The sequence below is a fragment of the Agromyces sp. NPDC055658 genome, from assembly GCF_053618155.1.
Genome location: NZ_JBSHHD010000015.1, coordinates 32,207 through 45,586 on the forward strand (window position 1 = coordinate 32,207; position 13,380 = coordinate 45,586).

General features: G+C 73.5%; 13 protein-coding genes. 7 read left to right on the top strand and 6 right to left on the bottom strand.

All coding sequences use genetic code 11. The features are described 5' to 3' along the window. Positions 1–16: 16 nt before the first annotated feature. Together ACWGPE_RS09045 and ACWGPE_RS09050 are read left to right on the top strand one after the other, a co-directional pair. Complete coding sequence (locus ACWGPE_RS09045; RefSeq protein ID WP_231430042.1) at positions 17–577, top strand: gluconokinase; 561 nt, start codon at positions 17–19, stop codon at positions 575–577. A 65-nt stretch (positions 578–642) separates the two neighbouring features. Beyond that, positions 643–1,224: an NUDIX hydrolase family protein gene (locus tag ACWGPE_RS09050; protein WP_231430043.1), complete on the top strand. Its 582-nt coding sequence runs from the start codon at positions 643–645 to the stop codon at positions 1,222–1,224. Positions 1,225–1,251: 27 nt separating this feature from the next. Here ACWGPE_RS09050 and ACWGPE_RS09055 read toward each other — a convergent pair whose 3' ends face one another. Continuing rightward, entirely contained in the window at positions 1,252–2,217 is a 966-nt protein-coding gene (locus ACWGPE_RS09055) for a nucleoside hydrolase (RefSeq protein WP_452048538.1), read from the bottom strand. A gap of 63 nt (positions 2,218–2,280) precedes the next feature. Next, positions 2,281–2,784, bottom strand: coding sequence for a GNAT family N-acetyltransferase (locus ACWGPE_RS09060; protein ID WP_231430045.1), 504 nt, complete (start codon positions 2,782–2,784; stop codon positions 2,281–2,283). Between the two features lie 166 nt (positions 2,785–2,950). Here ACWGPE_RS09060 and ACWGPE_RS09065 point away from each other — a divergent pair, with 166 nt between their 5' ends. Together ACWGPE_RS09065 and ACWGPE_RS09070 are read left to right on the top strand one after the other, a co-directional pair. Beyond that, positions 2,951–3,592, top strand: a complete 642-nt coding sequence (locus tag ACWGPE_RS09065) for an RNA polymerase sigma factor (protein WP_231430046.1) — start codon at positions 2,951–2,953, stop codon at positions 3,590–3,592. Continuing rightward, the gene (locus tag ACWGPE_RS09070; protein WP_452048539.1) at positions 3,589–4,089 is read left to right on the top strand and encodes a hypothetical protein; all 501 of its coding nucleotides are present in this window, start codon (positions 3,589–3,591) and stop codon (positions 4,087–4,089) included. The genes ACWGPE_RS09065 and ACWGPE_RS09070 overlap by 4 nt, the downstream gene beginning before the upstream one ends. Before the next feature lie 6 nt (positions 4,090–4,095). Here the strand turns inward: ACWGPE_RS09070 and ACWGPE_RS09075 are convergent, their stop codons facing one another. From ACWGPE_RS09075 to ACWGPE_RS09090, 4 genes are all read right to left on the bottom strand, one after another. Further along, positions 4,096–4,686, bottom strand: a complete 591-nt coding sequence (locus ACWGPE_RS09075) for a hypothetical protein (protein WP_275505433.1) — start codon at positions 4,684–4,686, stop codon at positions 4,096–4,098. A gap of 441 nt (positions 4,687–5,127) precedes the next feature. Continuing rightward, positions 5,128–6,678 (bottom strand): DEAD/DEAH box helicase, encoded by a 1,551-nt coding sequence (locus ACWGPE_RS09080; protein WP_231430049.1) that lies wholly within the window; start codon positions 6,676–6,678, stop codon positions 5,128–5,130. A 260-nt stretch (positions 6,679–6,938) separates the two neighbouring features. Continuing rightward, positions 6,939–7,568, bottom strand: a complete 630-nt coding sequence (locus tag ACWGPE_RS09085; RefSeq protein WP_231430050.1) for a DUF1684 domain-containing protein — start codon at positions 7,566–7,568, stop codon at positions 6,939–6,941. Next, positions 7,565–8,113, bottom strand: coding sequence for a hypothetical protein (locus ACWGPE_RS09090; RefSeq protein WP_452048540.1), 549 nt, complete (start codon positions 8,111–8,113; stop codon positions 7,565–7,567). The genes ACWGPE_RS09085 and ACWGPE_RS09090 overlap by 4 nt, the downstream gene beginning before the upstream one ends. Before the next feature lie 105 nt (positions 8,114–8,218). Between ACWGPE_RS09090 and ACWGPE_RS09095 the strand changes: the two genes are divergently transcribed. Genes ACWGPE_RS09095 through ACWGPE_RS09105 form a run of 3 tightly spaced genes read left to right on the top strand, consistent with a single transcriptional unit; the run spans position 8,219 to position 13,300 of the window. Beyond that, positions 8,219–9,469, top strand: coding sequence for a hypothetical protein (locus ACWGPE_RS09095; protein ID WP_452048541.1), 1,251 nt, complete (start codon positions 8,219–8,221; stop codon positions 9,467–9,469). Positions 9,470–9,478: 9 nt separating this feature from the next. Next, positions 9,479–10,249: a 2-phosphosulfolactate phosphatase gene (locus ACWGPE_RS09100; protein WP_452048542.1), complete on the top strand. Its 771-nt coding sequence runs from the start codon at positions 9,479–9,481 to the stop codon at positions 10,247–10,249. A gap of 9 nt (positions 10,250–10,258) precedes the next feature. Further along, positions 10,259–13,300, top strand: a complete 3,042-nt coding sequence (locus tag ACWGPE_RS09105) for a hypothetical protein (protein WP_452048543.1) — start codon at positions 10,259–10,261, stop codon at positions 13,298–13,300. The last annotated feature ends 80 nt before the right edge of the window (positions 13,301–13,380 follow it).

The window sequence follows — 13,380 nt, forward strand, 5'->3', positions numbered from 1 at the left end:
GCGGGGGAGGACGATCATGAACGACGCGCGCGAGGCCGCCCCCGAGGCATCCCCGATCGAGGTCGAGCACCCGCCAGTGCTCGTCGTCATGGGAGTGTCGGGCAGCGGCAAGACGACCTTCGCCGAGCTCATCGCCGAGCGCCTCGGCTGGGATCTCCAGGAGGGCGACGCCCTGCACCCCGAGGCCAACGTCGCCAAGATGGCGAGCGGCACCCCCCTCACCGACGACGACCGGTGGCCCTGGCTCGATCGCATCGCAGCCTGGATCGACGGGCACCTGGCCGCCGGCGAGCCCGCCGTGATCACGTGCTCGGCGCTCAAGCGGGCCTACCGCGACCGACTGGCGCGGCCGAACGTCGTCTTCGTGCACCTCGAGGGCGCCCGGGAGCTCATCGCGGGAAGGCTCGAGCATCGCACCGGCCACTACATGCCGGCGTCGCTGCTCGGCTCGCAGTTCGAGACGCTCGAACCGCTGGGGCCGGGCGAGCGCGGCATCGTCGTCGACGCGCAGGGCTCCCCAGAAGATGAGGTCGCCCAGACGCTCGCGCGCCTCGGGCTCGGGCGCGACGCGGGCTGAGGCATTCGCGCCGACCGTGCCGGAATCCCCGACGGCTGCGGACATCGTGGGGCAGAATCGGAGGCATGAGCGTGCGCACCCCCGATCCCGACTGGAATCCCGACGACGAACCCGCCGTCCGGCCGCCGGCGAATCCGGGTTGGCTGAGCGATCTCGAGCTCGCCGAGGTGCGCGGCCGGCTGCCCCTGCTCTACGTCGAAGCCGTGCCGGTACGGGTCGACGGGCTCGGCCAGGTCGGCGAGGTCGGCATGCTCCTGCGGGCGAACGCGCTCGGCGAGATGACGCGCACGCTCGTCTCGGGGCGGGTCATGTACGGCGAGACGATCCGCGACGCGCTCTTCCGCCACCTCGAGAAGGACCTCGGACCGATGGCCTTTCCGCTGCTGCCGGCGAGCCCGGTGCCCGCGGCCGTGGCCGAGTACTTCCCGCTGCCCGGCATCTCGCCGTTCACCGACGAGCGCCAGCACGCGGTCTCGCTCGTGTACGTCGTGCCGGTCACGGGCACGTGCGAGCCACGGCAGGATGCGCTCGAGGTGACCTGGATGACGCCGCAGGAGGCCGTCGCGAAGCCGGTCGCCGACGAGATGGAGGGCGGACGCGGAGTGCTCGTCGCGCAGGCGCTCGCCTCGGTCGGCGCCCTGCACTAGGCGGCAACGGGTGCGGCCGGCGCCGGATCAGGCTCCGGACGGCAGCGCGAGCACGGTGTCGAGGAACAGCCGGGCCACGCGGTCGGCATCGACGTCGAGGGCGACCTCGACCACGGGCCATGGGTCGACGAGTCCGTGCACCACGTCCTCTCCGGCGAACTCGCGCCGGTCGACGAGGGTCTGACCGCGGCCGAGGCCGGCGAGCTCGACCCGGACGGGCCGGCGCTCGGTGCGCAGCGCGGCCGGTTCGACGATGGAGCACACCGCGCCGGCGTCGCCGATGAGGCCCGTGTACTCGGCGTGCTCGTCCTCGCTCAAGGCGATGCGCGAGCCGAGCAGCTCGCCGACGATGCGGCCGACTGAGTGGTCGCCGCGCTCGAGCGCATGCGCCCGGTCGGCGGCGACCGAGACGCGGTTGAACACGTCGAGCCCGTACATGTAGACGGGCACCCCTGCATCGAACACGATCGCGGCGGCCTCGGGGTCGTGCCAGACGTTGAACTCCGCGACCGCGGTGGCGTTGCCGACGCTCGCCGACCCGCCCATGACGACGATGCGCTCGATGCGCCCGGCGACCTCGGGGTGGGTGCGCAGCAGCAGCGCGAGGTTCGTCTGCGGCGCCAGGGCGACGAGCGTCACCGGCTCGGCGCGCTCCATGATCAGGCGGCGGAGCAGCTCGACCGCGTGCTCGGCGCGCGCCGTGCGGCGGGTCGCCGGGAGGACGAGGCCCCCGAGCCCGTCGGCGCCGTGCACGTGCGAGGCCGAGCGCGCCGGTGCGATGAGCGGCCGGTGGGCTCCTGCGGCGACCGGGATGTCTCCCGCCGCCGCGGCATCGAGCACGCGCAGCGTGTTGTCGACGACCTGCTCGAGCGACGCGTTGCCGGCGACGCACGTGATGCCGAGCACGTCGAGATCGGGGTGGGCGACGGCGAACAGGATCGCGAGGGCGTCGTCGACACCGGTGTCGACGTCGAGGATGACGGGAGTGGGCATGGTGTCTCGATACGCTCCGACGTCGCTACTCGACCACGAGCGGGTGCATGCTCGACCGGCCGCTCAGCGGACCAGCCGCACCTCGTGGATCTCCTCGCCGAGGAACGGCACGTGCTGGTCGGCACCGTCGGCGGTGAAGCCGTTGCGTTCGTAGAAGCGGTGCGCACGCGGGTTGTCGGAGGCGACCCAGAGGTAGACGGCGTCGTCGCCGACGGCCGCATCGAAGAGCTTCTTGCCGATGCCCGTGCCGTGATATGCGTCGAGCACGTAGATGAAGTAGAGCTCGCGCTCGCGGGGCGGGTTCTCGTCGCGAGCGGGGCCCGACCCGACGAACCCGACGATCTCGCCGTCGACGAGCGCGGCGAACTGCGCGTACTCCTCGCCGCGCGCGGCCATGTGGGTCCAGAGGTCGGCCATGCGCCGGGGCGAGAGCTTCTCGAACGCGGCGGCGCTGATCAGGTGGTCGTACGTCTCGTGCCAGCACGTCGCGTGGACACGGCCGAGCGCCTCGACATCGGAATCGCGGATGGGGCGGACGACGACTTCGGCAACGACTTCGGTGCTCATGCCCCGAGACTAAGCCAGGCCGGGCCAGCCGCGAAATCGAGGGCCGGCCGGCCGATCGGGAACCTTTGCGCGGCATCCGGACATATCAGTGCATGGCACTCTCGCAGCATGCGGTGCGACCCGCGAATGCTCGAACCGTCGTGCGCCCGGTTAGGCTTGGCCGGGCATGGAGCAGGATCGGCGTAGCGACTCGGCGCTCTGGCTCGAAGCGACTTCGGGCACGGAGGCGGCGTTCGGCGTGGTCTACGACCGGTACCGGGCGCGCATCTTCCGCCGCGCGTACGCGCAGGTGCTCAACACCGCCGACGCCGAGGACATCGTGGCGATGGTCTTCCTCGAGGCGTGGCGCCGTCGCCGGAGCGTGCGCTTCGTCGACGGTTCGCTCCTGCCGTGGTTGCTCATCGTGACCACGAACGTCTCGCTCAACATGCGTCGATCGGCCCGCCGGTACGACCGGCTGCTCGCGGCGGTGCCCCGCGGCCCCCACGCCGTCGACCCGAGCCGCGAGGTCGAGGAGCGCATCGACGGCGAACGGATCTCGGGACGGCTGCGCTCGGCCCTGGAACGGCTCACCCTTCCCGAGCGGCGGGTCGTCGACCTCTGCCTCGTCGAGGGGTACCCGCTCTCCGACGCGGCCGCCGCGCTCGACGTGCCGATCGGGTCGGTGAAGTCGCGGCTCTCGCGCGCCCGCAAGAAGCTGAAAGAGGCGCTCGGCGAGTCGCCGTGGCCGGAGTCGGGCGTCGCCGGGCCGCCCGAGACGCCCCGCAGCGCGACAGCGTCGGCAGGCGACATGGAGGTGCTCGGATGACCGGACCCGAGATGCGACCCGAGCGCGACGCGGCGATCCGCGCGATGCTCCTCGAGCACGTGCGCGCGGAGCCGGCCGCGCAGGCGCGCCGCCGCCGCAACCGCATCATCGGCTGGGGCGGCCTCGGCGCGGTCGTCGTGGGCGTGGCGGCGACGGCCGGGGCTGTGCTGCTCAGTCCCGAACCGGTGACCGAACCGGGGTACGTGCACTGCATGAGCGCGGCGGAGCGCAACCCCGACGGCACCTACCCGGGCTCGGGCGCGGCCGTCGCGGACGGCGCGAACGGCCTGCCCACCGATCCCATCGAACTGTGCACGCTGATGTGGGAGCAGGGGCTCTTCGAGGACGACTACGACCCGATGGCCGTGAGCCCGTCGCCCGGTCGCGTGCCCGAGCACCTGCAGCTGTGCGTCATGGACGACGGCGCCGCCGCCGTCGTCCCCTCGTCGAACCCCTCGATCTGCGCCGCGCTCGGGCTCGCCGCCCCGGTCGACTGACCGGCGTCAGCCCAGTGAACCGGTCGGGCGGAAGACGAGCGACTTCACGCGGTCGTTGAGCGAGCCGAGCGTCGCGCAGTACGGCGTGCAGTTGGCGCGGGTGCCGCTGTAGCTCGTGGCGGCGTAGGCGGTCGCCCAGCACCCGTTGAGCCCGGTCAGCGAGCTGATCGAGCTGTTCCACCCCGACGAGAGCGACGGGAACCCGAACGTCACGCCGGCGCAGCCGCTCGATCCCCAGAAGGTGAGGCTCGACCCGCCCTTGCTGGCGTCCTTGTAGACCCGGCCGACGGCCACCGATGCGGCGGCGGCCGCCGTGAGCCGGCTGCCGTCGTCGGTGGTCTGCTCGGCGAGGTAGCGGTCGACCTCATCCAGTGACGAGAAGCAGACCGGCTCGGGGGCTTCGGCGCCGGCGCGGTCGGCGGCCGCGACCGCGTCGAGCCCGATCGCGCAGTGCTCCTCGATCGCGGCGGGCTCCTTGGCTGCGGGAGGCGCCGGGTCGATCAGCGTCTCTGCGCCGGCCGGGACGACGGGGATGAGCGCGGTGGCGAACGCCAGCGCGAGGCCCGCGGCGGTGCGGGCGGCGACTCGGAATTGCATGCGGATGCTCCGTTTCCTTCGGGTGGAAAGGCGGCGGGTGGGCGGCCCGCCATACAGGTATGTCCGGACGGCGGGAAAAAGTTCCCCGAATCGGGAACCTTTCGTCCGCATCCGGACATATCAGTGATGAGGGCAGGAGGAACGATGCGTCGCACGAAGAACATGACCACCGCGTTGGTGGCGCTCGCGGTGGCCGGAGCCGCGGCCGTCGGTGTCGCGTTGATCGTCGGCAGCGAGATCGGCCGGACGGTGCTCGGCGTGTGAACTTCGAAGCTGGACCGCTCCTTGGGGGGACGCGGTCCGATCCCGTCGGGGGACGGGACGGCGGGTCGGTGGTCGGGGGACGCCGACCCGCACGGCCGAGGCCCGTGGAGCGGTGACTCCACGGGCCTCGGTTCGTCTGTTGCGCGGTGCGCGGGGTGCGCCGGGTGCGCCCGCGGCTCAGCCCTGCGCGCGGCGGTTCGTGCGCGCGTTGCGATCGGGCGTGACGAGGCTGCCGACGCGGAGCGGCTGCTTGGCGCCCCGGCCGGATGCCTGACGCTGCGCGCCCGTCGTCTGGGCGCCGCGGCTGTGACCGGAACCCTGCTTCGGAGCGTGCGCCTTCGCCTCGGCCGGACGACCCGAACGGTCGCGGCGGGGCTTGCCCGCGGCATCCCCGTGCTTGGCCGCGTCGCCGCGGCGGCCGGCACCCTCGCCCTGGCGACCGCCCTGCCCGCGGGCGTCGCGCGCTGCGCGCTTGCGCTGGGCGTTGGCACCCTGCGAGCGACCGCCGCCGCCCTGCTGCGGCGCAGCCGTGCGGGGCGCGGGCTTCACGTACGGGGCGACGTCGCCGACGAGCTTCACGACCTCGGGCGAGGTGGGGGTCGCAGGCGCCGGGGTCACCGTGATGGCCGCCTTGCGCAGCAGCTGCTTGAGGTCGTGCAGCTGGCTCGGCATCGCGATCGTCACGACGTCGCCCTCGCTGCCGGCTCGGGCCGTGCGGCCCGAGCGGTGCAGGTACGCCTTGTGCTCCATGGGCGGGTCGACGTGGACGACGAGCTCGATGTCGTCGACGTGCACGCCGCGGGCCGCGACGTCGGTCGCGACCATGACCTTCGCCGAGCCGTCGGAGAAGGCCGCGAGGTTGCGGTCGCGCTGCGGCTGCGACAGGTTGCCGTGCAGGTCGACCGCGGGGATGCCCTGCTCGGTGAGCTTCTTCGCGAGCTTCTTGGCGTGGTGCTTCGTGCGCATGAAGAGGATGCGGCGGCCCATGCCGCTCGCGAGGGTCTTCACGAGCTCGAACTTCGTGTCGGCGTCGTCGGTGAGGAACACGTGATGGGTCATCGCGGCGACGGGCGAGTTCGCCTCGTCGACGGAGTGCAGGACCTCGTTCTGGAGGTAGCGCTTCACGAGCTTGTCGACCCCGTTGTCGAGGGTCGCCGAGAACAGCAGGCGCTGGCCGCCGCGCGGCGTCTTGTCGAGGATGCGGGTGACGACCGGGAGGAAGCCGAGGTCGGCCATGTGGTCGGCCTCGTCGAGCACGGTGATCTCGACGGCGTCGAGATGCACGTAGCCCTGCTGCATGAGGTCCTCGAGGCGGCCGGGAGCGGCCACGACGATGTCGACGCCCGCGCGGAGCGCCTCGACCTGGCGCTTCTGGTTGATGCCGCCGAAGATCGTCGTCACCTTGAGGTCGTACGCCTCGGCGAACGGCTCGATGGTGCGGGCGATCTGGGTGACGAGCTCACGGGTCGGGGCGAGCACGAGGCCGAGCGGGCGGCCGGCGCGGCGGCCGCCGCCGGCCAGCGTCGTGCCGAGCCGGGCGACGAGCGGGAGCGCGAAGGCGATGGTCTTGCCCGAGCCGGTCTTGCCGCGGCCGAGCACGTCGCGGCCCGCGAGGCTGTCGGGCAGCGAGTCGGCCTGGATCGGGGTGGGGACGGTCTTTCCGTCGGCGGCGAGGGCCGCGACGAGCGGCGCGGGGACGCCGAGGCTTGCGAAGGTGATGTCGGTCACTGGTGCCTTTCGGGGGCATGGCACGGCCGGGCGCATCGCATCCGTCGTTCGACTCGGGGTGCGGTGCTGTGTGGGCCCGGCGGTGGGGAGGTGGCGAAGGCGCCGGTCGGCGCATCCGTTCGCCGTATGAGAGTCATCGGGCGGCTCGAGTTCGAACCCGGCCCGGAAGCGTTTCTACGACGCAGGCGGCGCGATCGTCGCGCGCACCGTGGGCCAGCATAGCGGATGCCTCGTGGCGGATGCTGTGAGGTCGTCGCCGTTCACCGCGGCATCCGCTCGCCCACCGGCACCTCGGCCCTGAGCACGTTGCCCTCCGGCGCGAGCGGGCACGACCACGACGGGTCGTACGCGCACGACGGGTTGTACGCGAAGTTGAAGTCGACGACGAGCGAGTCGCCGTCGGCGCCCGGCCCCAGGTCGGCCCCCTTCACGGTGTCGATCAGGTACCGGCCGCCGCCGAAGGTGCCGCCGGCGGTGCCCGCGAGCGCGTCCTTGACGGGCAGGAAGAGGCCGCCGCCGTACCCGGCGAGCCGCCAGACGTCGAGCGAGCCGAGGTACGGCAGCCGCACCGAGCCGACGAGGGTGAACGGGATCGGGCCGTCGGGTCCGCCGTCGACCGTCAGCCGCACGGGCTCCTCGGGCCGGCGCACCTCGAGCTCGAAGCGCCAGTCAGGGTCGTAGCGGGCGATGTCGAGGCCGGTGAACCGCGCCCGGTCGTCGGGCAGCAGCGGCGATCGAGGATGTCCCGCGAAGAGTTCATCGCGCCCCGATCTCCACAGTTCGTGGCCCGCCGCGGGATCGTGCACGCTCAGGTGCCGGACCCCGGCGTACAGTCCGAACACGCGCCGGCGCCAGTCGGCCAGCTGCAGCGCGCCGATGGAGTCGGTCATGCCCGAACCCCCGATGCGGCCGCGTCGCCGCCGGCGGGCTCGCCGGAGGCCGCGTCGGCGGTCCCGGGCGGGTCGAACGACCAGCCGGGCGCGAGCCGGCGCAGCCGGTGCCCGCGCCACTGCCAGAACGCCCACGTCGGATACCACGCGACCGGATCCCAGGCGCCTGCGCTCGCGAGCAGGCGATCGCGATAGAGGGTGCGGCCGTCGGGCAGTGCCGAGATCGCCATCCGGTGGTCCCAGCGGCCGAAGCGTGCGAGCGGTCCGGTGAGCGCGCCCCCGCTGTCGCGCAGCATCCTGACCCCGGTCGGCAGGCCGCCGGGGAAGCTGATCTCCACGAGTTCTTCGCCCGCTGGGAAGCGGCGGAACGCGAATGCTCGCACATGATGCCCGCCCTCGGGCCAGACCGTCGGCAGCCCGCCCGGCTCGAGCGAGGCGAGGTCGAGCCAGGGTGCGACGACCTCGCGCAGCACCGCCGGGCTGCGCAGCGCTCGCCACGCCGCGTCGGGCGTGCAGTCGAGCGTGAGTTTGAGGAGCACCCGCATGAGCCGAGCGTAGGTCGGCCGGGTGCCGGTGCCAAGTGCCTCGTCGTGGTGGCGGGCGTCGAGGTCGCGGGAATCGCCGTCAGGTCGCTCATCTAGACTCCGGGCATGCCCACGTGGTTGCCCTCGCTCGTCGTGTTCGGCGCCGCGGCCGTGCTGGCCGTCGTCGCGGTCGTCGCCCTGCGCCGGGCCGCCTCGCGACGCGTCCGTCGCGACGTCGCGGCGGCCGATGAGGCCGAGGTGCGGGCGAAGCAGCTGATCGTGCGGGTCGACGACGCGGTCCGTGACGCCGACCGCGAGATCGCCTACGCCGAGGCGCAGTTCGGAGCCGCGACCGCCCGGGACACGAGGGTCGCGGTCGAGCGCGCCAGGGCGCGACTGCGCGAGGCGTTCCTGCTGCAGCAGCGGCTCGACGACGCCGAACCCGATTCCGCGGTCGACCGCCGTGGCTGGGCCGCCCGCATCGACGACCTCTGCCGATCGGCGCTCGTCGAGCTCGCCGAGGCCGACGGTGCGCTCGCCGTGCGCCGCCGGCGCGAGCGGGGCGCCGGGGCCGAGCTGCCCGCGCTGCGCGACGAGGAGGCCGAGCTGCGTCGCCGCGTCGACGCGTCGGACGGCGTGCTCGCGCGCTTGGCCTCGCGGTACGACGGATCGGCGCTCGGCACCGCTCGCACCGCCGCCGAACGCGCTCGGGCGGCCCACGCCGAAGCGGAGTCGGCGCTCGCCGAGGCCGGTCGCCTCGTCGAGCGCGGTCAGCCCGCTGCCGAGCTGCTCGCCGGGGCTGCCGACGCACTGGATCGGGCCCGTCGCGACCTCGGCGAGCTCGAGGGCGCCGAGGCGGCCCTCGCCGCGGCCGGTGGCGACGCCGAGCGGGCCGCCGTCGAGCTCGATCACGACCTCGCCGCCGCCCGCAGCGAACGGGACGCGCTCGACGACGCGGACGCGGCGACGCGACTGGGCGACGCGATCGGCGACGGTGCTGCGGCGCTCGTCGCCCGCGCGGCGTTCGCCCGCGACCCGATGCTCGACCGCGATCGCCTGCGCGCTGCGCGCGACCGGCTCGAGTCCGCCCGTGCGGCCGCCCGGACCGCCCAGGCACGCCTCGACGGGGCGCGCGGTGCGCTCGACGGTGCGATCTCGATCGCCGAGGGCCAGGTCGCGGTCGCGCGCGCCGCGATCGAACGCGGCGGCGGCGCGGTCGGCGCGGCCGCGCGCACCCGGCTCGCAGAGGCCGAGCGGCAACTGCGGAACGCCCGGCAGGAAGCCGACCCGGTCGTCGCCCTCGACGCCGCCCGACGCGCCACCGCACGCGCCACCGACGCCGAGGACCTCGCCAGGTACGACGGCCTCGGCCGGTAGCCTGTCGCGATGACCGATTCGACGTCGCCCTTCGGGCAGGCCAAGTACCAGGTCCGGTTCGACTGGGGCCTCGCGGGCGCCGACCGCATCCTGCCCGGCGCGCACGCGGTCGTCGTCGTCGACGCGCTCTCGTTCACGACCAGCGTGGTCGTCGCGGCCGAGCACGGGGTCGCCGTCGCGCCGTGGCCGGCGGGAACCGAGGCGCGTGCAGGTGCCGACGCGTTCGCGGCCGAGCGCGGCGGCCTCGTCGCGGGCCGGCGCGGCGCACCCGGCCCGACGCTCTCACCCGCGAGCTGGGTCGGTGTCGCGGCATCCCCGGTCGTTCTGCCCTCGCCGAACGGCGGCGCGCTCGCGCACGCACTCGGCGCACGCGACGTCGTCGTGATCGCCGCGGCGATGCGCAACCGCAGCGCCGTCGCCGAGCGCCTGCTCGCGCTCCAGGCGGAACGCGGCGAACGGCTCATGATCTCGATCGTCGCCGCCGGCGAACGCGAGGCCGCCGGCGCCGACCTGCGGTTCGGGCTCGAGGACCTGCTCGTCGCGGGTGCCGTCGTCGACGCGCTCGTCGCCCGCGGCATCGACCACACGTCGCCCGAGGCCGCCGTCGCGTGCGCCGCGTTCGAGGGCCTCTCGCGGGCGACGGGGCACCTCGTCAGCGCGTCGGGCAGCGGGATCCGGTTGCGCGAGCTCGGCTACGCGGGCGACGCACGGCTCGCGGCCGAGCGCGACGTCGCGGACGTCGTGCCGGTACTGCACGACGGCGTGTTCATCGCCGAATAGGATCTCCCCATGACGACGGCGACGCGGCGGGGCATCCTCGCCGTCGTCACCGCCCTCGTGCTGGTCGCCCTCGGCCTCGGCGTCGCGTTCGCCGTCGGTGACGCGCTCGGCATCCGCACCGAGCCGAGCGAGCAGATGCGGCCGGCCGCCGCCGTCGTGCCCGAGGTCGCGGCGCCCGTGCCGCCGCCCGAGCTCACGACCCTCGACGTGCCCGAGAGCGAGCGGGTCGGCGTCGCGGTCGACGAGCTCCTCGACGCGGTCGCCGACGCCCCGGCCCGCGAGGGCACGGCGTCGATCGCCGTCGACCAGGCGCAGACGGTGCGCGATGCGTCGGACGACGACGGCTACGAGCTGCGCGGTGACGCATCGGCACTGCGCATCGTCGCGCGCAGCGAGGCCGGCACCGTGCGGGCGATCTACGACCTCGCCGCGCAGGTGCGGGCGGCCGCGCCGCTCACCGACCTCGTCGGCGCGCACGAACGGTCGCGGCTCCCGCTGCGGATGACCGACCTCGGCGCGGTCGGCGTCGCGCCCGACCCGGCCGAGTGGGAGTTCGGCGGCGACTACTCGCACGCGTCGAAGGCCTTCGCGGCGGTCGTGCAGCCCGAGGCGCCGTACATCGACGACGCGGCGCTCGCCGAGGCGTACGACGACTTCGACGGGTTCCTGCGGCACTCGCTCGCGAACGGGTTCAACGCCGTCGCGTTCCCGGGCTTCGTCGAGTTCGTGACCTTCGACGGCGCTCCCGGCGGGCCGGTCTACGCCGACGGCGACGACCACCGCGACAAGGCGCTCGCGCTGCGCGAGGCGTTCGCCCCGTTCTGGGAGCGCGCCGACGAACTCGGCGTGAAGGTCTTCCTGCGCACCGACATGCTTGCGCTCACGGGCCCGCTCGAGCACCACCTCACCGACCGGTTCGGCACGCTCGACACCGAGGACCCCGAATTCTGGGACGTCTACACGGCGGGCCTCGACGAGCTCTACGACGCGGTGCCGGCGCTCGACGGCGTGCTCATCCGCATCGGCGAGGCCGGCGCGATCTACGACGTCGGCGGCTGGGACTACTACTCGGCGCTCGAGGTGACGACGGTCGACGCCGTGCGCACGATGCTCGAGGCGTTCTCGGGTCAGGCCGAGGAGGCCGATCGGGAGGTCGTCTTCCGCACCTGGAGCGTCGGCGTCGGCGCCGTCGGCGACATGCACACGAACGACGCCTCGTACGAGGCCGTGCTCGACGGCATCGACTCGCCGGCGCTCATCGTCTCGACGAAGTACACGCTCGGCGACTTCTACAGCTGGCTGCCGCTCAACCACACGCTCGAGCAGGGCGAGCAGCGGCGCATCGTCGAGTTCCAGAGTCGCCGTGAGTTCGAGAACTTCGGGGCGTTCCCCAATGACCTCGGCACGCAGTACCAGTGGGCGCTGCAGCAACTGCTCGCGGCGAACGACCGCATCGAGGGCGTGTGGGTGTGGACCCAGGACGGCGGTCCGTGGCGGGCCGGACCCATGAGCCTCTACCTGAAGGCCGGATTCTGGCAGCTCTACGAGCTGAACACGCAGCTCGCCGCCGAGCTCGCGATCGACCCCGACGCCGACGTGGCCGACATCACCGCGAACTGGGCACGCGAGTGGTTCTCCGACGACCCCGAGACGGTCGAGGCGATCGTCGCCGCGATGACGCGCTCGCGCTCGGCGATCGAGCAGGGCATGTACGTCGAGCAGTTCGCCGAGCAGCGCGTGTTCGCGATCGGGCTCGAACCGCCGCCGATGATGTGGATCTTCGAGTGGGACATCCTCACCGGGGACTCGGCCGTGCTCGACGTCATGTACTCGATCGTGCGCGACTCCGCAGGCGCAGCCGGCGGCGACGCGGAGGGGGTCGATGCGGCGATCGCGAGCGGAGCCGAGGCGGTCGACGCCGTCGAGGCGATGCGCGAGGTCGTGACGGCGACGGATGCCTCGAGCTGGCGTTCGCCGGAGCTGCGCGACGCGTTCGTCTCGACCCTGGACTACGAGCTCGACACCCTGCGCCTCCTCGAGGCCTACCGGGCGATGATCCTGCACGAGGGGCAGTGGCACGACACGCTCTCACCTGCCGCGCACGACGCATGGGCTGCCGATCGCGCCGCCTTCGAGCGGCGGGCGGCCGAGCACCTCGAGCAGTACGAGGGCGACCTCGATCACCCGGCGTTCAATCTCACGGCCGCCCAGCTCGGCGTCGAACGGGCCGAGCGCGACCTCGTGATGGCGTGGCTCGCCCGCGGGCTGCTCGTGCTCGCGCTCGCGTGGGTCGTGATCGGCATGCTCGCGGCGCGCACGCGGCTCGTCGCGAAGCCGGGCGCAGCGGCCGCGCGCGCCACGTGGATCGCGTCGACCCGCCCCTGGCGCGCACGGGAGTCGACGCTCGGCATGTTCGACCTCGACCGCTGGCTGCTCTTCCTCGTGCCCGTGGCCCTGCTCGTGGCGACGCGAGCGGTGCAGACGGCGTTCCTGTCGTGGACGCACGTCGCGGTCGTCATCGGCGCTTGGACGGTGTTCGCCCTCGTGCTGCGGCTGCTCGTGCGACGGCGTTCGCCGTGGCCGGTGATCGCGGCGGTCGGCGGCGTCGTGGTGCTGCGCTGCATCGTGACGCTCTTCGCCCTCTCGTTCACGGGCCCGGGCGGGTACTGGTTCGCGTTCTGGACGGACCCCGTGCTGCGCACCGCGTACATCGCGCTCGCCTTCGCGCTCTTCGTCTGGGTGTTCGTCGCGGCGGGGTGGGCGCTCACGGCCCAGGTTGGCGGGCGGCGGGCCACCGGCTTCGTGCTCGCCGCCGTCGGCGCCGGGCTCGTGGTGCCGTCGGTCGTCGTCGGCGCGATCGGCCTCGAGCGGGTGCTGACGCTCTGGAACGACGAGATGGGTCTGCTCCCGTGGGGCCTCGCACGCATCCTCGGCATCACGACCTACCTCGACATCCCGGGCGAGACGGCGTGGTTCGCCGCAGCCTTCGGCGCGGTGCTCCTCGTCGCCGGCGTGCTGCTCGCGCTGCCGAAGCGCCGCCCGGCTTCCTGAGCTCTTCGAGCGTGCACCCGTCGCCCCGCCACGGGGCGACGCGTGCACGCTCGGCTGGGACCGGTGCGGAGGTCGACGAG

Coding starts and splice junctions, on each gene's coding strand:
- ACWGPE_RS09095 (WP_452048541.1), top strand. CDS start 8,219: ATGCCCACGTGGTTGCCCTCGCTCGTCGTGTTCGGCGCCGCGGCCGTG.
- ACWGPE_RS09105 (WP_452048543.1), top strand. CDS start 10,259: ATGACGACGGCGACGCGGCGGGGCATCCTCGCCGTCGTCACCGCCCTC.
- ACWGPE_RS09070 (WP_452048539.1), top strand. CDS start 3,589: ATGACCGGACCCGAGATGCGACCCGAGCGCGACGCGGCGATCCGCGCG.
- ACWGPE_RS09045 (WP_231430042.1), top strand. CDS start 17: ATGAACGACGCGCGCGAGGCCGCCCCCGAGGCATCCCCGATCGAGGTC.
- ACWGPE_RS09050 (WP_231430043.1), top strand. CDS start 643: ATGAGCGTGCGCACCCCCGATCCCGACTGGAATCCCGACGACGAACCC.
- ACWGPE_RS09085 (WP_231430050.1), bottom strand. CDS start 7,568: ATGACCGACTCCATCGGCGCGCTGCAGCTGGCCGACTGGCGCCGGCGC.
- ACWGPE_RS09075 (WP_275505433.1), bottom strand. CDS start 4,686: ATGCAATTCCGAGTCGCCGCCCGCACCGCCGCGGGCCTCGCGCTGGCG.
- ACWGPE_RS09055 (WP_452048538.1), bottom strand. CDS start 2,217: ATGCCCACTCCCGTCATCCTCGACGTCGACACCGGTGTCGACGACGCC.
- ACWGPE_RS09060 (WP_231430045.1), bottom strand. CDS start 2,784: ATGAGCACCGAAGTCGTTGCCGAAGTCGTCGTCCGCCCCATCCGCGAT.
- ACWGPE_RS09065 (WP_231430046.1), top strand. CDS start 2,951: ATGGAGCAGGATCGGCGTAGCGACTCGGCGCTCTGGCTCGAAGCGACT.
- ACWGPE_RS09100 (WP_452048542.1), top strand. CDS start 9,479: ATGACCGATTCGACGTCGCCCTTCGGGCAGGCCAAGTACCAGGTCCGG.
- ACWGPE_RS09090 (WP_452048540.1), bottom strand. CDS start 8,113: ATGCGGGTGCTCCTCAAACTCACGCTCGACTGCACGCCCGACGCGGCG.